The sequence below is a fragment of the Brevibacillus brevis genome (assembly GCF_001039275.2).
GTDB lineage: Bacteria > Bacillota > Bacilli > Brevibacillales > Brevibacillaceae > Brevibacillus > Brevibacillus brevis_C.
In genome coordinates, this window is record NZ_CP030117.1 from 2,451,358 (window position 1) to 2,469,917 (window position 18,560).

The 18,560-nt window shown below is 47.6% G+C and carries 20 protein-coding genes; 18 read left to right on the forward strand and 2 right to left on the reverse strand.

What is annotated here, in order from left to right; genetic code table 11:
- The first annotated feature begins 77 nt into the window (after positions 1 to 77).
- From dxs to AB432_RS12485, 10 genes are all read left to right on the forward strand, one after another.
- Positions 78 to 1,964 carry a 1-deoxy-D-xylulose-5-phosphate synthase gene (gene dxs, locus AB432_RS12430; RefSeq protein WP_048032543.1) on the forward strand — a complete coding sequence of 629 codons (1,887 nt, stop codon included), beginning with the start codon at positions 78 to 80 and terminating at the stop codon, positions 1,962 to 1,964.
- Positions 1,961 to 2,779: a TlyA family RNA methyltransferase gene (locus AB432_RS12435; protein WP_048032544.1), complete on the forward strand. Its 819-nt coding sequence runs from the start codon at positions 1,961 to 1,963 to the stop codon at positions 2,777 to 2,779. Before dxs ends, AB432_RS12435 begins: the two co-directional genes overlap by 4 nt.
- 128 nt (positions 2,780 to 2,907) lie before the next feature.
- A complete protein-coding gene (locus AB432_RS12440; protein WP_048032545.1) occupies positions 2,908 to 3,765 on the forward strand; it encodes an NAD(+)/NADH kinase in 858 nt (285 codons plus the stop codon).
- 5 nt (positions 3,766 to 3,770) lie between these two features.
- On the forward strand, positions 3,771 to 4,220 hold the full coding sequence (gene ahrC, locus AB432_RS12445; RefSeq protein WP_007720787.1) for a transcriptional regulator AhrC/ArgR: 450 nt from the start codon (positions 3,771 to 3,773) through the stop codon (positions 4,218 to 4,220).
- Positions 4,221 to 4,236: 16 nt separating this feature from the next.
- A complete protein-coding gene (gene recN / locus AB432_RS12450; RefSeq protein ID WP_048032546.1) occupies positions 4,237 to 5,961 on the forward strand; it encodes a DNA repair protein RecN in 1,725 nt (574 codons plus the stop codon).
- Between the two features lie 236 nt (positions 5,962 to 6,197).
- A complete protein-coding gene (spoIVB, locus tag AB432_RS12455) occupies positions 6,198 to 7,532 on the forward strand; it encodes a SpoIVB peptidase (RefSeq protein WP_048032547.1) in 1,335 nt (444 codons plus the stop codon).
- A 259-nt stretch (positions 7,533 to 7,791) separates the two neighbouring features.
- A complete protein-coding gene (gene spo0A, locus AB432_RS12460; RefSeq protein ID WP_007720793.1) occupies positions 7,792 to 8,580 on the forward strand; it encodes a sporulation transcription factor Spo0A in 789 nt (262 codons plus the stop codon).
- Positions 8,581 to 9,337: 757 nt separating this feature from the next.
- Positions 9,338 to 9,787, forward strand: coding sequence for a hypothetical protein (locus tag AB432_RS12475; RefSeq protein WP_235617675.1), 450 nt, complete (start codon positions 9,338 to 9,340; stop codon positions 9,785 to 9,787).
- Between the two features lie 114 nt (positions 9,788 to 9,901).
- The gene (locus tag AB432_RS12480) at positions 9,902 to 10,480 is read left to right on the forward strand and encodes a beta-class carbonic anhydrase (RefSeq protein ID WP_048035787.1); all 579 of its coding nucleotides are present in this window, start codon (positions 9,902 to 9,904) and stop codon (positions 10,478 to 10,480) included.
- Positions 10,455 to 11,330 (forward strand): metallophosphoesterase, encoded by an 876-nt coding sequence (locus AB432_RS12485; RefSeq protein ID WP_048032549.1) that lies wholly within the window; start codon positions 10,455 to 10,457, stop codon positions 11,328 to 11,330. Before AB432_RS12480 ends, AB432_RS12485 begins: the two co-directional genes overlap by 26 nt.
- Before the next feature lie 7 nt (positions 11,331 to 11,337).
- Here AB432_RS12485 and AB432_RS12490 read toward each other — a convergent pair whose 3' ends face one another.
- Positions 11,338 to 12,204, reverse strand: coding sequence for a LysR family transcriptional regulator (locus tag AB432_RS12490; protein ID WP_048032550.1), 867 nt, complete (start codon positions 12,202 to 12,204; stop codon positions 11,338 to 11,340).
- A gap of 100 nt (positions 12,205 to 12,304) precedes the next feature.
- On the opposite strand from AB432_RS12490, the gene AB432_RS12495 reads away from it, so the two are divergent.
- The 8 genes from AB432_RS12495 to AB432_RS12530 all read left to right on the forward strand — a co-directional run bounded on the left by AB432_RS12495 (position 12,305) and on the right by AB432_RS12530 (position 18,091).
- Positions 12,305 to 13,117 carry a class I SAM-dependent methyltransferase gene (locus AB432_RS12495; protein ID WP_048032551.1) on the forward strand — a complete coding sequence of 271 codons (813 nt, stop codon included), beginning with the start codon at positions 12,305 to 12,307 and terminating at the stop codon, positions 13,115 to 13,117.
- Complete coding sequence (locus AB432_RS12500; RefSeq protein WP_048032552.1) at positions 13,101 to 13,481, forward strand: VOC family protein; 381 nt, start codon at positions 13,101 to 13,103, stop codon at positions 13,479 to 13,481. Before AB432_RS12495 ends, AB432_RS12500 begins: the two co-directional genes overlap by 17 nt.
- The gene (locus tag AB432_RS12505) at positions 13,478 to 14,281 is read left to right on the forward strand and encodes a class I SAM-dependent methyltransferase (RefSeq protein ID WP_048032553.1); all 804 of its coding nucleotides are present in this window, start codon (positions 13,478 to 13,480) and stop codon (positions 14,279 to 14,281) included. Before AB432_RS12500 ends, AB432_RS12505 begins: the two co-directional genes overlap by 4 nt.
- A gap of 116 nt (positions 14,282 to 14,397) precedes the next feature.
- Positions 14,398 to 14,574, forward strand: coding sequence for a DUF2759 family protein (locus tag AB432_RS12510; RefSeq protein ID WP_082195915.1), 177 nt, complete (start codon positions 14,398 to 14,400; stop codon positions 14,572 to 14,574).
- A gap of 186 nt (positions 14,575 to 14,760) precedes the next feature.
- Positions 14,761 to 15,927 carry a putative cytokinetic ring protein SteA gene (gene steA / locus AB432_RS12515; RefSeq protein WP_048032554.1) on the forward strand — a complete coding sequence of 389 codons (1,167 nt, stop codon included), beginning with the start codon at positions 14,761 to 14,763 and terminating at the stop codon, positions 15,925 to 15,927.
- A 25-nt stretch (positions 15,928 to 15,952) separates the two neighbouring features.
- Entirely contained in the window at positions 15,953 to 16,507 is a 555-nt protein-coding gene (locus AB432_RS12520) for a copper transporter (RefSeq protein ID WP_048032555.1), read from the forward strand.
- A complete protein-coding gene (locus AB432_RS12525; RefSeq protein WP_048032556.1) occupies positions 16,494 to 17,186 on the forward strand; it encodes a glycosyltransferase family 2 protein in 693 nt (230 codons plus the stop codon). Before AB432_RS12520 ends, AB432_RS12525 begins: the two co-directional genes overlap by 14 nt.
- Positions 17,168 to 18,091 carry a UDP-N-acetylmuramyl pentapeptide phosphotransferase gene (locus AB432_RS12530; protein ID WP_235617676.1) on the forward strand — a complete coding sequence of 308 codons (924 nt, stop codon included), beginning with the start codon at positions 17,168 to 17,170 and terminating at the stop codon, positions 18,089 to 18,091. Before AB432_RS12525 ends, AB432_RS12530 begins: the two co-directional genes overlap by 19 nt.
- On the opposite strand, the gene AB432_RS12535 is transcribed toward AB432_RS12530, so the two are convergent.
- Positions 18,088 to 18,348: a DUF2627 domain-containing protein gene (locus tag AB432_RS12535; protein WP_007720834.1), complete on the reverse strand. Its 261-nt coding sequence runs from the start codon at positions 18,346 to 18,348 to the stop codon at positions 18,088 to 18,090. The two genes, AB432_RS12530 and AB432_RS12535, sit on opposite strands and share 4 nt — an antisense overlap.
- Positions 18,349 to 18,560 lie beyond the last annotated feature (212 nt).

Here is an 18,560-nt window from a genome sequence, read left to right on the forward strand (position 1 = left end):
CGGGTTTTCTAGTGGCTTGATTGATATGCAGCATGCACAATCGCCGGAGAACGAACAGTGGAAAGTGAGGAATACCAATGCTGCTTACTACTATAAATGATCCTCAAGACTTGAAAAAGTGCACGCAACCGCAGCTACATACATTAGCATCCGAGATCCGTCAGTTTCTGATCGAAACGCTCTCGAAAACAGGCGGTCATCTCGCGCCGAATCTGGGAGTTGTCGAGCTGACGCTAGCGCTGCACTATGTTTTTGACAGTCCCAAGGACAAGCTGATCTGGGATGTCGGACATCAGGCATACGTACATAAAATGCTGACAGGCCGCCGAGAGATGTTTCCGACCTTGCGTCAGTACAAAGGTCTGTGTGGATTCCCAAAAATGGTGGAAAGCCCGCATGACGTCTGGGAAACCGGACATAGCAGTACGTCGTTGTCTGCTGCAATGGGGATGGCGACTGCGCGGGATTTGAAAAAAGAAAAGAATCATGTCGTTGCTGTGATCGGAGATGGTGCGCTGACAGGCGGGATGGCTCTGGAGGCCTTGAACCACATCGGTCATGAGCGTAAGAATGTCATCGTTGTGTTAAATGATAACGAAATGTCCATCGCGCCAAATGTTGGGGCCTTGCACAACTACTTGGGGAAAATTCGCTCGACGGAGAACTATCAATGGGCGAAGGATGAAGTCGAAGGATTGTTGAAATCCATTCCGGCTGTAGGGGGCAAATTGGCTCATATGGCTGAACGCTTCAAAGACAGCATGAAGTATTTGCTCGTATCTGGCGTTCTCTTCGAGGAGCTAGGCTTTACGTATATTGGCCCAATCGACGGACATAACATGGAGCTGTTGCTCGATACTTTGAAGACAGCCAAACATACAAAAGGCCCTGTTTTGATTCATGCCATCACGAAAAAAGGATTAGGCTATGCGCCTGCTGAAGCTGACTCAGTCAAGTGGCATGGTATCGGGACGTATAAAATCGAGTCAGGTGATACACCGAAATCTGCACCAACGTATACGTCTGTTTTTGCAGATACGATGATGAAGCTCGCAGATGAAGACAATTCGATCGTGGCTGTTACCCCTGCGATGCCAGCGGGCTCAGGCTTGATCCCATTTGGACAGAAGTACCCTGACAGACTTTTTGACGTTGGGATTGCAGAGCAGCACGCATGTACATTTGCGGCAGGATTAGCTACACAAGGCTTGAAGCCGGTCTTTGCGATTTATTCGACCTTTTTGCAAAGAGCCTATGATCAGTTGATCCACGATGTCGCACGCCAAAAGCTGAATGTGATTTTCGCCGTTGACCGTGCTGGGCTCGTCGGAGCAGACGGGGAGACACACCAAGGTATGTACGATGTGGCATTCATGCGCATCATTCCGAATATGGTCATTATGGCACCGAAGGATGAAAATGAACTGCGTCACATGATGAAGACAGCAGTGGAATATAAAGAAGGTCCAATCTCTTATCGTTATCCGCGATTGCCGATTCGTGGCGTCAAAATGGATGACGAACTGCAAGTACTGCCAATCGGAAAAGCGGAGATCGTACGCGAAGGCAAACACGTGGCGATCCTCTCGTTCGGTCACGTATTCGAAATAGCTGAGGCGGCTGTGAACCAGCTTCAAGAAGAAGGCATCAAGCCGATGTTGGTCAATGCACGTTTTTGCAAGCCTTTGGACGAAGAGCTTTTGTTCCGTCTGGCAAAAGAAGGCTATGACATCGTTACGGTCGAAGAGGGCAGTGAAATGGGCGGATTCGGCAGTGCTGTCATTGAATGCTACAATCGTGCAGGCTATCACGGCATGAATGTACAGGTTGTCGCGGTACCTGATTATTTTGTTGAGCATGGAAGTGTGAAAGAACAGCGGCAAGAGGTAGGACTCACAGCTGATCATATCGCTGCACGTGTCCGATCCTTGATGCCCATTTCGAAGGGCGTAGTGGAAGCATGAGTGTAAGAAAAGAACGGGTTGATGTTCTCTTGGTCGAAAGAGGCCATTATGAGACCAGAGAAAAAGCAAAAGCAGCCGTAATGGCAGGTCTTGTGCAAGTAGCTGGCGAGCGCTGTGACAAGCCAGGAACCAAATTTGCCGAGGATGTTGCAATTACGGTGAAGGGCGAGGTACATCCGTATGTGAGTCGGGGTGGCCTCAAGCTGGAAAAGGCATTGCGTGTCTTTGAAATCGACATGAAGGATCGTGTCATGATGGACATCGGGGCCTCCACGGGCGGATTTACGGACTGTGCGCTGCAAAACGGTGCGCGACTTGTATATGCTATTGATGTCGGGTACGGACAGCTTGCGTGGAGCTTGCGACAGGATGAGCGAGTGGTTGTCATGGAACGGACGAATTTCCGTCATATGGACCCGGAAGCTTTTGAACATGAACGCCCAAACGCGGCATCGATTGACGTATCGTTTATTTCGCTGCGATTGATTTTGCCGGTTTTGTATCGTTTTCTGAAGGATGGCGGAGACGTCGTTGCGCTGGTCAAGCCTCAATTTGAAGCCGGCAAGGATAGAGTCGGAAAGAATGGAATCGTCCGTGATCCAGAAGTACACGAGAGCGTGCTGACTGACATCGGTCAATTTGCCAGCGGATTGGGTTTCGCTCTAAAGGGTTTGGACTACTCTCCAATTACAGGGGGAGAAGGTAACATTGAATTTGTTATGCATGTCCAGAAAAGTGAGGGCGGCATGGATTCGGAAGCTTGGTTGCAATGCGTAACAGAGGTAGTTGCGTCTGCTCATGCGAATTTGAAATAGGATAAAAAACCAAAGCCTCGGGAGTTTTGTCACAATCGAGGCTTTTTATTTATGCATGTGAAGTTGTATACTTGTATATGAGGTTGTTCAAGAAGGATTTCCAACCAACCAGTTTTGGGGTGGACCACGTGAAGAAAATTGGAATCATAGCGAACAAAGGAAAGCCCGAAGCACGTATCGTTGCACGGGAACTGTTGTATTTACTTGAAGACAGAGGGGCGCAGGTATTCCTGGATGAACATGTCGCATCAGATGTAGGGCATCCAGAACTGGGCGCATCTGTAGAAGAGATGGGGATGCAGGCGGATCTGGTTTGTGTATTAGGGGGCGATGGCACGCTACTCAGAATTGCTCGCCAGCTTGCGGGTCACTCTATCCCGATCTTTGGAATTAATTTAGGCACACTGGGCTTTTTGTCGGAAGCGGAACCGGAGCATCTGCCTCAAGCTGTAGATAATCTCCTTTCTGGAAAGTACGACATTGAAAAGAGAGCGATGCTGGAAGCTTGTTTAGTGCGAAAAGGGACCGTACTGGGGACATACACGGCCATGAATGATATTGGGATTGCAAAAGGGTCATTTTGCCGGATCATTCAATGTGCCGTCTTTCTGGATGATGAGTACGTCGCGACGTTCAGCGGGGATGGTGTCATTGTTTCTACGCCAACAGGATCAACGGCATACTCACTCTCTGCAGGCGGTCCCATAGTGGCTCCGAATGTGGACATGCTATTACTGACGCCAGTGGCTCCTCATTCCTTGACAGCTCGGCCTATGGTACTGTCAGGCAATCAGACAATCCGGGTTGAAGTGGATGCCATTCATCAAGAGATGGGACTGTCTATTGACGGTCAGTTTGGTTATCGACTCGAGGGCGGCGATCAGATTTACATTAAAAAGTCACCATGTGTTACCCCGCTGATCAAGTGGAAAAAAGGTGGCTTTTTCGAAGCAATACGAACGAAATTACAAGGAGAATGGGAGTAATCCATATGAACAAAGGGCAACGACATATTCGTATTCGGGATATCATCAGCAATCAAGAGGTGGAAACACAGGATGAGCTGGTGGACCGCTTGCGGACTGCTGGCTTTAACGTGACGCAAGCAACTGTATCCCGAGACATCAAGGAACTACACTTGGTAAAAGTGCCGCTCCCGGATGGACGATATAAGTATTCAATGCCTGCTGAACAAAAATTCAATCCACTGCAAAAGCTAAAACGCATGCTCGTGGATTCCTTTATTAGCATTGACCAAGCTGATCATTTTATTGTACTGAAGACACTTTCAGGACATGCGAATGCGGTAGCCGAACTGATTGACAACCTTCCATGGGAAGAAATCATGGGGACAATCAGTGGCGACAACACCATCCTGATTATTTGCCGTTCCAAAGAAAATACCAACGAAGTGACGAAACGCTTAATGGAAATGTTGTAGAAGGTGGTCGCTTGCGATGCTAGTGGAACTCTCGATCCGAAATTTTGCCATCATTAAATCAGTGACGGTCTCTTTCCAAAAAGGCTTAAACATCCTGACAGGGGAGACTGGTGCCGGTAAATCCATCATTATCGATGCACTAGGATTATTGTTAGGAGGCCGGGCTTCGGCTGATTTTGTCCGTTACGGTGAGCCTCGTGCAGAAGTGGAAGGACTATTTGAATTGCCGCCTGGTCATCCTGGACTTGCCGTTTGTAAAAATGTCGGCGTTCAGATTGAGCAAGACGGAATGCTTGTTGTACGCCGAGATATATCGAATCAAGGGAAGAGTATCATTCGAATCAATGGCCAGCTCGTTACTCTCGCTATGCTGCGTGAGTTGGGGCCATGGCTGGTTACGGTGCATGGACAACACGATACGCATATGCTGATGCAGTCAGACAAGCATATCAATTGGCTCGATGCATATGGGGAAAGTGCGTTAGGAGCTGCGAAGCAAGAGTACGGCACCCTGTATGGGGCTTACCGCAAAACAAAGCAAGATCTGGAGCGTATGGCACGAAATGATCGGGAGCTCGTACAGCGTATGGATCTATTGCAATATCAGCTCGATGAAATTGAGGCGGCAACCCTCACACCTGGTGAAGACGAGAAGCTCATGCAGCAACGGAAAAAGTGGATGAACATTGAAAAAGTTTATTCAACGATTCAAGATGCATACCGCGCTTTACATGGTGACCAAAAGGGCATGGATTGGTTAGGACATGCGATGGGAGAGCTCGAGCGTGGTGTGAACTACGAAGAACAGCTCGTTCCGATTTTGGAGATGGTCCAATCGGCATACTATCAGATAGAAGATGTGGTACATAACCTTCGCCAATTGTCGTACCAAATGGATTTTGAACCGGAGCAGTTGGCGGAAGTAGAACGTCGTCTTGATCAAATCCAGTCGCTAAAGCGCAAGTATGGCAAAAGTGTAGACGATATTTTGGAATACGCTGCCACGATTCAGGATGAATTGGATGACATGCATCACTACGAAGACCGCCTCCAGCAGGTGGAAAAGCAATTGCAGGAGCTTGCAGCCGATTTGGCAGTGGAGGCATTGGAGTTGTCGGTCATTCGTTCCGAATGTGCAGGAAAACTCGCACAAGAAATCGAGCAGCAGCTAAAAGAACTGCACATGGAGCGTGCTCGTTTTGCCATCGACGTTAGACAGACGCCGGATGATGACGGAGTAGAAATCGACGGAATCAAGCGCTTTGTAGATGCGAACGGCATGGATCAGATCGAGTTTTTAATCTCACCTAACCCTGGTGAGCCATTGCGTCCGTTGGCGAAGATTGCTTCCGGCGGGGAGCTGTCACGCGTCATGCTGGCCATTAAAACGATTTTGGCGGGCACTGATCAAGTGGAGACCCTTATTTTTGATGAAGTCGACACGGGTGTAAGCGGAAGGGCGGCTCAAGCGATAGCAGAAAAGCTCGCCCGGGTTGCTGGGCAACGTCAGGTCCTGTGCATTACGCACTTGCCACAGGTCGCATCCATGGCAGACGCGCATTTTCTGATCAAAAAGGAAATGAGCGAGAATGAAACAGAGACGCGGGTCAATCGTTTGTCTGATGATGAACGGGTATCCGAGCTGGCTCGCATGCTAAGCGGGGCAGAGGTAACAGCGAAAACAGAAGAACATGCGCGCGAGATGATCCTTCTCGGCCGTGAAAGAAAGACTGTCAGCTAATTTGGCTGGCAGTCTTTTTTTGTTGATCAGTGCAACGATGGTCTCGTCAAGGGTGGTGCAGCCTGGGTTTCTAATGTTCAGAGTGGGTTATTTTCCTGACATAATCCGCTTGGCTGGTGGCAACATTAAAGGTACACAAGGTGGAGGTGTCCCTCATGACCGCTTGCGGTCAAACAAAACGGACTTAACCGTTTTGTTTTGTAGGTGTAGGTAGGGAACGGTAGGAGTGATTACTGGTGATCCGACAAAACAAAAGAAAATGGATGGGAAGTCTCCTTCTCCTCATCACGGCGCTTGTCGTGAGTTCCACCCCGTTCCGCGATCTGTCCTCCTTTCCCCGTGAATTGCGTTTGATGGAAGGGTCCCTCGAACAACTGCGGGTCTCTGTGCCGGTAATGGGCACGCTAATCAATAGCAATCCTGATATTTTGCACGTTAACGGGACAGAGGCGCGAGAGGTATCCGTTGATTTGAGCAGGCCTATGTCCGTTGAACCGCGTAGGGCTGGGGAAGCCCAATTGCAGGTGAAGTGGCATAACATTCCGCTGACTGCTGTAAAAGTAAATGTATTGCCAGATCTGCGGTTGTACCCTGGTGGACAGTCAATCGGGGTGAAGCTGCAAACAGCGGGTGTTTTGGTTGTCGGTCATCATTTAGTTGACGATGGTAAAAACAAGTTTTCTCCAGGTGAACAGGCAGGTATACACGTCGGTGACATGATTATCAAAATGAACGACATGTACATCAATGACATGAACGACGTAAAGAAATTGATTAACGAAACAGGGAAAAAGAATCATGCCGTTCAATTGCTTGTCGTTCGTGGCAAGGAAAAGCTTTCGCTCACTTTGCATCCGGCGAAAGACAAAAAAGACAGTGAGTACCGTATGGGTCTCTATATTCGGGATTCAGCGGCAGGAGTAGGGACACTGACCTTTTTTGATCCGAATTCCAAAGCGTACGGGGCATTAGGGCACGTCATTTCCGACGTTGATACTGGTCAAGCCATTGTCGTAGGAGATGGCCAGATCGTGCAAGCAAGCGTCACATCGATTGAAAAAGGACAAAGTGGCAACCCAGGGGAGAAATTTGCGCGTTTCTACAATGAAAGTGAAGTTCTCGGAAATATAACCAAAAACACTCCTTTTGGCATTTTCGGTAAAATGAAGGACGAGCCCAAACGCAGCTATTATCAGACGCCGTTGCCAATCGCTCTTGCGGAGCAGGTAGAGGAAGGGCCAGCCAAAATTCTTACTGTCGTAGAAGGTCAGAAGGTAGAAGAGTTCGATATTGAGATCGCAAACGTGGTCAAGCAGCATTTTCCTGCAACCAAAGGGATGATTATTAAAGTCACGGACAAACGCCTTTTGGAAAAGACAGGTGGTATCGTACAGGGGATGAGCGGCAGTCCCATCATTCAAAAAGGCAAGATCGTGGGTGCCGTCACGCATGTCTTTGTCAATGATCCTACTTCGGGATACGGCTGCTACATTGAGTGGATGCTTCAGGATGCTGGTGTGAATGTGCGAGGTACTGCCGAACCTCGAACCAATACAACCAAAGCTGCCTGAATGAAGTGCCGTCACGCGAACGAAGCGAGGCGGCTTTTTCGGTTTTTGCAGTCCTTTGACGAATCGATTAGAAATGAAAGGATTCTTTGTCGAAATATCAGTTAAATCATTCAATCTTTCGTCATTGGCAGGAATGGAATTTGCTTTGTCGAATAATTTTTGTAGAGAAAAGATGGTATGGACTAATCCTTGTAGATTTGTTAACCTCTAGAACGCCACCTTCTTTCCAAAAGACCGTCCATTGTTAGGAGGAACGACCTTGAGCAAGATTGAAGTGTTGTTGGCAGATGATAACCGTGAATTTGTAAATCTGTTGGAAGAGTACATCAGTAGCCAGTATGACATGAATGTTGTGGGTGTTGCTTACAACGGCAATGAGGTAGTTCGACTGCTGCAGGAACGTGTACCCGATGTATTAATTTTGGATATCATCATGCCACATCTGGATGGCTTGGCTGTTTTGGAGCAAATTCAGGCCATGCGCTTAAGTCCTCAACCTAAAATTATTATGCTGACTGCTTTCGGGCAGGAAGAAATTACGAAGAAAGCAGTAGAGCTGGGAGCAGCATACTACATTTTGAAACCGTTTGATATGGAGGTGCTGGCTCAGCGCATCCGTCAAATCATTACAACCAAGCCTGCCTCTTCTTTTGTTTCTTCTGTGAAACCGCAAGCTACCTTGCAAATTCGCGGACGCAATTTGGACGCGAGCATCACCAGCATCATTCACGAGATTGGAGTTCCTGCTCATATCAAAGGTTATTTGTATCTGCGGGAAGCGATTACAATGGTATACAACGATGTCGAGCTGCTCGGTTCGATTACCAAAGTCCTGTACCCGGACATTGCTAAGAAATTCAATACAACCGCAAGTCGTGTAGAACGTGCCATCCGTCATGCGATTGAAGTAGCGTGGTCCCGTGGTAATCTGGACTCCATCTCCAGCTTGTTTGGTTATACGATTTCCAACACCAAGGCGAAGCCGACCAACAGTGAGTTTATTGCCATGGTGGCGGACAAGCTGCGGATTGAGGCGAAGATTAGCTAGGATGTAGATACTGAGTTACACGATTCGTAACCAAAACAAAAGGACATTAGCGCTTGCCTGCTAGTGTCTTTTTGTTTTGGTAGGACTTAGCAGAGTTTGACTCAAAGTTTCCCATATATTCCAGTTTTCTTAGAATAAATTAACAAAAAATGGTTTGTGTCATTTATAATAATATTCTAAACAGAGTAAAAGCGAGGTGCAAAATGGAAAATCAAAAAGTGCAGTGTCCAAAATGTGGATGTAAAGAGATTGGGAAAGGAAGGCAAGCTGGGGATGCGGGAGTGTTTCCCTTCGGCAAGTTTGTTCCTCTTAGTTCGGCGATCATTCATCATATCTGCACAAATTGTGGCTATTTGATCGAAAGTTATGTTGAAAACCCATCTAAATTTAAAGGTTAATACTTCAGAGATTAAAATAAATGAGCAAACTACTGTTCTATAAAGAAATTAGAATTAGTTCTTCTCATCACCTATTAAGTAAAAGCGGGCTGGTTATCGTCAGCGGTATCTATCATTGAGGGAAAAGAGATAGCCAATACAGGTATAGATTGTGAAACCTGTCTTTTTTATGCCGACGTTTTAGGAATGGATTTGAAAAACTCAACAAAAAGCGATTACCCTGTTATCCTTTTTATCGATTGATGAGTCATTCGCAAATAAGGACCAAGTAGAAAAACTTTCCCAAGTTTTAACCTGATGTATTGCAATGACATACTCTTTCCGGAGGAACTAAACCAATGTGTCTGGAACTATTCGTCATGATAAAAGAAACACCGGGATTTGAACCTAAACCGCCACTCTCCCCTTATATTTTCACAGGAAAATTGTCACGGGAAAGATGCCCTCATCTTTTCAAGCATTTTCCGAAAAAACAGGCATGGCTGGTGAAAACCGAAGAGGGGTGCGCTTGCAGATTTAGCATTTCCAAGCATCCTGATAAAGTAAAACTAGGGGTGTTACCAGAAGAGGAGAGGCCACGTTATTATCAAGAATGTGTAGAGGACTATCAAAAAAGCATCGCAAGAATGATGCATCTACGTGCTTGGTGCGAGGAGCTGCTTGATCACGACAAGACGCAGGTTGACCTGTATGGTCTATGGATAGGTGAGAAATTCACGAAAAGAGAACCCATTTACTCGACGATCGAGGACCTCTTTACACCAAAAAAATTTCGTTTAGACGAACAACATTACATCCTGACAAAATGAACCAATTGATAAGAAACTGCCACAGTCCCTTGCGAGATTTTGATCCTCCTATGTAAAATAGAAAAGCATACGATAGAAATACATACTACTAAGAGCGAGGCAGGTGCTGTGAAAGTGCGCAATCTAGATGAAATTCTCGCATTTAACCGTGAATTTGTGGCGAACCAAGAATACGAAAAGTACCAAACCACCAAGTTTCCTGATAAACGATTGGTCGTGCTGTCTTGTATGGATACCCGTTTGGTTGAACTGCTGCCAAAAGCCATGAACATGCGCAATGGGGATATCAAGCACGTAAAAAGCGCCGGGGCAATCGTGTCCCATCCTTTTGGGAGTATCATGCGCAGTATTCTTATTGCGATCTACGAATTGAATGCCGAAGAAGTGATGGTCGTCGGGCATTATGACTGCGGGATGAGTGCGATCGACAGCAAACGCACGATGGAGAAGATGCTGGAGCGAGGAGTTTCGGCGCAAACGTTTTCCACGCTTCAACATGCAGGGATTAACTTACATAAATGGCTGCACGGATTCGATCGTGTAGAAGAAAGTGTGAAAAATAGCGTAGAAACGATTAAAAATCACCCGCTCCTCCCACCGAATGTGGAAGTACACGGCTTACTCATTGACCCGGTGACGGGAAGATTAGACGTTGTCGTGAATGGGTATGAGCGAACGAAAGACAGTGAATGATCCTAACCTTGCTCCCATTTCAAGGAAAACATTTCTCCACAAAGTCACGAAATGGGTAGGGGGATTGATTGGTCTTGGTATAGCGACTGGCATGTACGGTCATGTATGGGAACGAAAAGCGCTTGATATCGTGCGATTGTCCATCACGATACCGGGATTGCCAAAAAGTTTTAAGGGGACAAAGCTCATTCATTTCAGTGATGTTCATCTCGGACATTATTTTGAAGCGAAAGAGTTGGAGTCGGTTATTGCCGTGATTCAGAGCGAAAAACCGGATTTGATTTGCTTCACAGGGGATATCGTAGATGAAGTGACGCGACCTCTATTCGCCGCCGTTCCCCTTTTCAATCAGCTCCTAGCCCCATTAGGCAAATTCGCCGTTTTGGGCAACCACGATTATCGAGCTGGTGAACAACAAAAAGTTCGGGATGGATTAGTCGCGTCTGGATTTGAAGTGTTGGATAATCGGCACGTGGTCGTACACAAAGATGGCCAGCAGTTATACATGGCAGGAGTGGATGACCTTTTCTATGGTGTACCTGATCTTCCAAGGGCACTAGAAAATATCCCGCCGGAGGGCAGCGTTATCTTGTTGGTGCATGAGCCTGATTTTGCTGATAGTGCGTCAGAGCATCCCGTGCATCTCCAACTGTCCGGCCACAGCCATGGCGGACAAGTACGCTTGCCCTTCATTGGTCATCTTTTGGCGCCGCAATACGGGCGTAAATATGTGCAAGGACTTTATCAGGTAGGTGGCATGGCTGTGTACACCACCAGAGGGTTGGGTACGACGATCTTGCCAGTTCGTTTATTTTGCCGCCCGGAGCTTACGGTACTAACACTACAGTGAACTTTTGTTAATAATGTTCCTTGATCCATTGGACGAATTGCTGGAAAGCATCGTCCTCTTTTTTTGGATGAAGGTAGGCGATGAGTGTGGGGCGCACTAATTCACCGTTTGCAATATCGTAGGCGACCAATCTTCGGGTCGCTAGCTCTTGTTGTATGGTTCTTTCCGGCAGGATCGTAATCCCTAGCTGCCGTTCGACCATTTTTTTAACAGCATTGAAGCTGTCCAATTCCATAATAATATTCGGAAAAACTCCCTGCTGCGCCAGATAGCGGTCAATCCGTTGGCGATAAGGGGCGGAGTGATTCCCGAACACAATCATTTCCTCGGTTCCCCATGCCTGAAAACCTGGAAACCCGCTTGCCCAAGGATGGCTGGGCGCCATGACGAGCAGGAGTCGATCGCTGGGAAGGAATTCTTGATGGATGTGCGGATGATACATTTCACTCCCGAGGAAGGCAATATCAGCCGTTCCCGTTAGCAGAGCGCTGAGGGACTCCTCATACAGTGTAGAGCGAACGTAGCAGGTAAAGCCCGGATGAGCAACCCGGTACTCCCCGATCAGTCGCGGCAGTTCATAGGCGACAAAGGCTTTTCCTGCGACGATGTTCATCGATTGGCGCTGTTCATTCTCTTGGATAAAGGACCGCATTTGTTCTACGATATTTGTAGCAACCGGTAGTAGCCGACGTCCTTCGCCCGTAAGACTGACCCCTGAGGCAGTGCGAACAAACAGCGCACTCCCAATCTGGCGCTCTAATTGCTTCAAGCGATGCGTCAATGTTGATTGCGCCAAAAATAACGCCTGTGCAGCACGATTAATTGATCCATGACGAGCAATCGTCAAAAATACCTCAAGACTTTCTCGATCCATTGTGAGCTGCCTCCTATTCAAATTCTCGATAACTAGTTATCTGTATTCTATAACAAGGATGACAAACATTGGAATATGATGTAGGCAGGAGGTGTTCTCGATGAAGAATCCTGAAGAGATCAAACAAGCTGTTCAAGCGCAATTTGGAAAAAATGCAGAGCAATACGTGCAAAGCAAAACGCATGCTAAAGGCAGCGATCTGGAACTGATGGTGGAGTGGATGAAGCCAGCAGAGAAGTGGCGGGCACTGGATATCGCCACAGGAGGTGGGCACGTAGCGAGGACATTGGCTCCACATGTGAGCTTGGTCGTCGCCACGGATTTGACTCGACCAATGCTCATGGCGGCGTCTGCGGCCAATGAAACAGCACATGTCCATAATGTGATGTATGTTCAGGCTGATGCAGAGTCTCTCCCGTTTCTCGATGAATCATTTGAGCTGGTCACATGTCGAATCGCGGCTCATCATTTTCCAGATCCGGCGGCTTTTGTTCGTGAGGTGAGTCGCGTGCTGATCCCTGGTGGGTTGTTTCTCTTCATCGACAACGTTTCGCCTGAGGAGTCGTCACTCTCGGCATTCATGAATGAAGTAGAGAAAACACGCGATCCAAGTCATGTTCGTTGTCTTTCCGTAAGGGAATGGTGCGCTTTGTTTGAAGCGAACGGCCTGACTTTGCAAAAGCAGCAGGAACGTAAAAAAAGGTTTGAATTTTTATCTTGGGTTCAGCGCACTTCCGAATCACCTGAGCAGGAAGCGGCCGTCGAAAAAATGCTCCTGGACGCTACAGATGAACAAAAAGAATATCTAGGGCTTACCACAAACGAAGGCAGAGTAATGAGCCATCAGATTGACGAATGGATGGTTCTGTGCAAAAAAAGAGGAGGAAATGAAGCCGATGACAAAAAAGCATGAATGGATTGGACTCGATCATATACAATTAGCAGCACCAGCAGGAACGGAGGACGTAGCGCGCAAGTTTTTCGGTGAGCTTTTAGGAATGCCGGAGGTTCCAAAGCCAGAGAAGCTTCTCGTTCGGGGTGGTGTATGGTTCCAATGTGGCGCTCAAATGATTCATATTGGCGTAGAGGAAGGATTCATTCCCGCGAAAAAAGCACATCCAGCGTTCCTTGTGGGAAACATTGGTTCGCTAATGGAGCATCTGCAAGCAAATGGGGTATCATTTCGGATTGACGAAGAAATTCCTCACCTTATCCGCTTTTTCACAGAGGACCCATTTGGAAACCGGCTGGAGTTCATGGAGGCGAAACAGGAATGACCATTGATTTTCACGCTGAGAAAAATCAGTTGAGTTATACTGGAAGAACCGCTGACGATTCGTGGAGTCAGACGATCTTGTCACTCGTCAATCCTGTGGGCAAAAACGTCGTCGACATCGGTTGTGGCGGTGGAATTTACAGTAAGGCTTGGGCTGGGTTAGGAGCTGCTTCTGTCACGGGCATTGACTTCTCTCAGGTGATGGTAGAAGCGGCGATAGAGCAATGCGCTGACGATCCAAAGATTTCGTTTGTACAGGGGGATGCCCGGGCAACAGGCTTGCCGAGTCAGTGTGCGGATATTGTATTCGCTCGCGCCTTGATCCATCATTTCCCGGAGCAAGACTTGCAGAAGTTTTTTAAAGAAGTCATCAGGCTATTGACACCGGGGGGAATTTGCCTGATCCAAGATAGGACGATGGACGATGTCAAAATGCCAGCCTCGCCGACTCATTTTCGTGGTTATTTTTTTACCCGATACCCGCGCTTGCTCACGATAGAAGAGACACGAAGACCGGATGATACAACGGTGCAGAACAGCATGAAGCTCGCGGGGCTTGAACAGGTGAACAAGACGACGCTATGGGAGACAAGACGTGAATACGATAGCTGGTTTGAATTGGAAGCAGACTTGCTTTCAAGAAAAGGCCGCTCTATTCTGCATGAATTGACCGATGTGGAACTGAAGGACCTCGTTCACACCATCCATGATCATGTAGCCAGGGAAGAAAAATGGAATGAGCAAGATTGCTGGAGTATATGGATAGGCAGCGCAACATGTGGCACAATAAAAGGGAAATAATTGTGAAACTTTTTGTTCACAAATTTGGATATGCTTGTCTCATAATACGTGAAGCTATATAATGGAATTGCCATTGTATTCCGGTTTGCGTCATCATGGTGAAGGAGTTGTCGTTTATGAAAATCGTTTTATTTGACATCCTGATGTTTATCTTCACATTCTTTATCGCTTGGGGCTGTTTGAATTCCATCAAAGCGAAAAACACATTTGCAATCTTATTTGGCTTTGTATCTTTGATGGTTTTCCTGTTCGCAGATGGTTTGATCATTTACTACCTGGTCAAGGGTGCGTAGATTAAACTGAAAACGCTTCGCTAAAAGAGGTTGTGCATTTGATGCACAGCCTCTTTTTTTGTGAAAAACATCTCGTTGGTTTTCATTAAACACGATGGGACCCGCTGGCGGTCTGCAAAAAACGCTCTGACCGTTTTTTGCATGTAGTTAGGAAATATTTAGCATACTAAAGGCGGAGGTGGGAAAGTGGGCAAACAAAAAGGTTCTGCAACACATTCATACACGGCTGTCGTAGCAGCTGATCTGAAGACGAAGCAGTTGTGCAAACGTCTCCACTCCCATCATATCGCCATCATTGATCATCCAGACGTTGATGAGATAGCAGCACAGTCCTTGCTGGAAAGAGGGGTAAAAGTCGCCCTCAATCTTTCGCCATTCATGACGGGGCAATATCCGGCTGAAGGAGCCCGCCAACTTTTAACAAACGGTGTCACACTCTATGAAGTACTGGATGTAGATGGGTCGGATTCGTTCATGGAATGGATCGAGGGCAAGTATGCAACGATACGCGAAGAAAATTTGTACATCCTATTAGAAGAGAAGTGGGTCCATATATGCAGGCTGCAGCAGGTGACGGTTCCCTCTATTTTGAACCGATGGCATGAAGCGCAGGATAAGTTGGATGATACACTCTCTTCGTTTATCGACAATACACTTTTGTACGCCAGCAAGGAAAAAGACCTTTTTTTAAAACCGCTTTGCCATGTGCGATTACATACAAAAATGGAACAGCGACACGTCGTTGTCGTCGTTCGCGGGAAACATTACAGAGAGGACTTGCTGACCCTGTCTTCCTACATTCAAGAATATCGACCTGTCTTGATCGGGGTCGATGGTGGTGCAGATGCCCTCATGGAAGCGGGGTATCGTCCAGACCTGATTGTGGGAGATATGGACAGCGTCTCGGACAGAGCACTCCAAAGCGGAGCGGAGGTCGTTGTTCATGCTTTTGTAGATGGGACAGCACCTGGAACGGCTCGCGTAAAAGCACTCGGTTTGCCTTATCATGTTTTGCCAGCGCCCGGTACGAGTGAAGATGTGGCGATGCTGTTAGCGTACGAAAAAGAGGCTAAACTGATCGTCACGATCGGTGCTCATACAAATATGATTGATTTTCTCGAAAAAGGCCGCAAAGGTATGGCGAGCACGTTATTGGTCCGCACAAAGATCGGGACAAAGCTAATTGATGCCAAAGGAGTCAGTCATCTCTATCGGCCGAGCGAGTCATGGAAGCTGTGGGGTTGGTGTATAGTCGCTATGCTTCTCCCTGTATCAGCCGCGCTCGTCATTAATCCGATCGCCCGTCATGCTGTACAGATGATTTGGACCCAGTGGCGGACTTGGACTTTATGAACAACGCACTTTCATGGAGGTAGACATGATACCCTTCCGCTATCATTTGATTTCACTGGCAGCCATATTTGTCGCACTTGGGGTAGGTATCTTGTTAGGAGGGACGGCAGGCCATTCATGGATAACGCAAGGAACAAACGGCATTCTTTCCAATATGGAAGCAAAGTATGATCGCGCGCTCAAAAGCAACCATGAATTAAGACAGCAAATGAATCGATTGCTCAAAGAAGTTGCTCGCAGCAACCAAGAAGTCGTCCAACTCATGAGCATACGCTATGTGGATGAACTTGCTGGAAGCAAGGTGTATGTTTGGCAGGAGGATGGCAACGTTGCTGAACAGGTTAAGCAACTGATGCATTCAGTAGGCATAGAAGTGGTTTCGTATCGCGAGGGAAATAGTTGGGAAGATGGAGTACTTTTGGTAGTAGCTAGGCAAGCGCCGCTTTGGCTACAGGAAAAACAGGTGAATTCCTGGATTCAGGTCGGAGAAGTGCCTGACTCTCCTGCAAAACAATGGGCACTTTTGGAGCAAGTGCAAAATAGATTGGCTGAGAGGAAGGGCTCGCGTGAAAAAAGTTAGCGTCGTCATCCCTGCGTTCAACGAACAGGCTTCCATCGGTGATACACTCCGTGCCATCCGTGAACGCTTTTTTTGTGATGAATTAATCGTCGTTGATGATGGCAGTAAAGATCAGACGGCACACATCGCAAGCAAGTGGGCGGATGTGGTGATTCGAGCGCCGCGCAATCAAGGGAAGGGTGCCGCTGTTCAACTGGGCTGGAAGTGCGCCAGTGGGGATGTGGTCATGCTTCTCGACGGTGATTTGCGAGACAGCGCAGCAGAAGCCGCACATTTGCTTACGCCGGTGTTACAAGATGTCTGTGATATGGCGGTAGCTGTTCTTCCCCCTCCGACAGTGAAAGCAGGTCTCGGATTAGCAAAAGGCTTGGCCCATCATGGCATCCGGATGTTGACAGGCTTTGAAGCAAAAGCCCCTTTATCGGGACAACGGGCAATACGTCGCGAGCTTCTTAATCGATTGGGGAGTCAGGATAAAGGATTTGGCATAGAGGTGGGTCTCACTGTCGATGCTTTGCGTGCAGGGTATCGTGTAGCAGAGGTCCCTGTCTTTTTTTCGCACCGTGAAACGAAAAACGATTGGGCAGGCTTCTGTCATCGCGGGAATGAGTTTGTCGCGATTAGCCGAACGCTATGCTGGAAATGGTGGGAGGGGCAGGAGTGGAAACGAAAATCATGATGCTCATCATGCTCATCGCGGTCGTTCTTCCGCTGGTGCTTGACCGCCCGCTGCATAAAATCGGCACACAAAAGCTCAAAGCACTGGGGATGAATCGATTCAATTACGAAGGAGAGTCCGTACTGACAGCAGGGGGGCTTATCCTCGTATGTTCGAGCGCTATAACTGGGCTAGTGCTGATCGGACTACTTCTTCTCAGAGGGGCCAAAAGCGAGCTTCTCCTGAACGGCTTATTGTTTCTAACAGGTATGATCACGATGGCTTTTTGGGGATGGCGTGATGATCGCACATCAGATCGGGATGCAAAAGGCTTTCGTGGACATTTCGGCGTGTTATGGCGAGAGAGGCGAATGACTAGTGGGATGTGGAAGCTGATAGGCGGGACAAGCACGGCTTTTTATCTTTCCTTCTCTCTTTCGAACTCGTTGTGGGCCGGTATTGTTTCCTTTGGTTTACTTGCACTCTCGCCTAATATTGTTAACTTGTTTGATTTGCGGCCTGCACGGGCGATCAAAGTGTTTTGGTGCCTGACAGCAATGGCAGCGGCTTTTGGTTTATGGACAATAGGAGCCAGTGGGGCGATGGCAAACTGGATTTTTTTGATCCCTGTTTTCATGGCAAGCGTGCGCATGTTTCCCCATGACGCTGGCGGCAAAATCATGCTCGGAGATACAGGGTCCAATGCCTTGGGTTTTGCAGCAGGCTTTTCCTTTGTCATCGGGACACCTATTTATGTACAGGCGAGTATGCTCGTGCTTTTCCTGTGTCTTCAGATTGCGGCAGAATTTTGCTCGTTTTCCCGCGTCATCGAACACGTCAGCTGGCTTCGTCGGCTCGATCAATGGGGGAGAGTTACAGAAGCTGAAAATAAAAAAAACCAGACTGGCTCGTCCGGTTTGGTCTAGTCCTCATCATCAGGCTCAGGAACCATGAAACGGGGCTGTACGCGATTTTTTTTGCGTTCGTGATGGAGAATAAATCCGGCAATAAACCATACAGGGATGGCGAAAGCCAGTATACCTAGAATGAGTTTTCCCCACAAAAATCCAACATCGGGAGAGGCAGAATAGAAGAATGCGTCTCGGATTAACTTGATTCCGTACATGGCGATTGCCGCCGGGATTACCATAATTAAGAGGGCAATGATTTTCTGAAATACCAAGGGTTTTTCACCCCTTTCTCGAATGCGTAAACGACTTCAATAACTACAGCACGGTCTTTTCATCATATCGGATGCGAACAGCCTTGTCCACCGTACCTGTTGCACATGAACGAGCGCACGTTAGGGAAGAACGCCTGTCCATCAACGGTTTGTTGGAGTACAATGGTATCGAGTAAGATCGTAAAGAGGTTGTTCAAAAAGTGAGGGGTCTC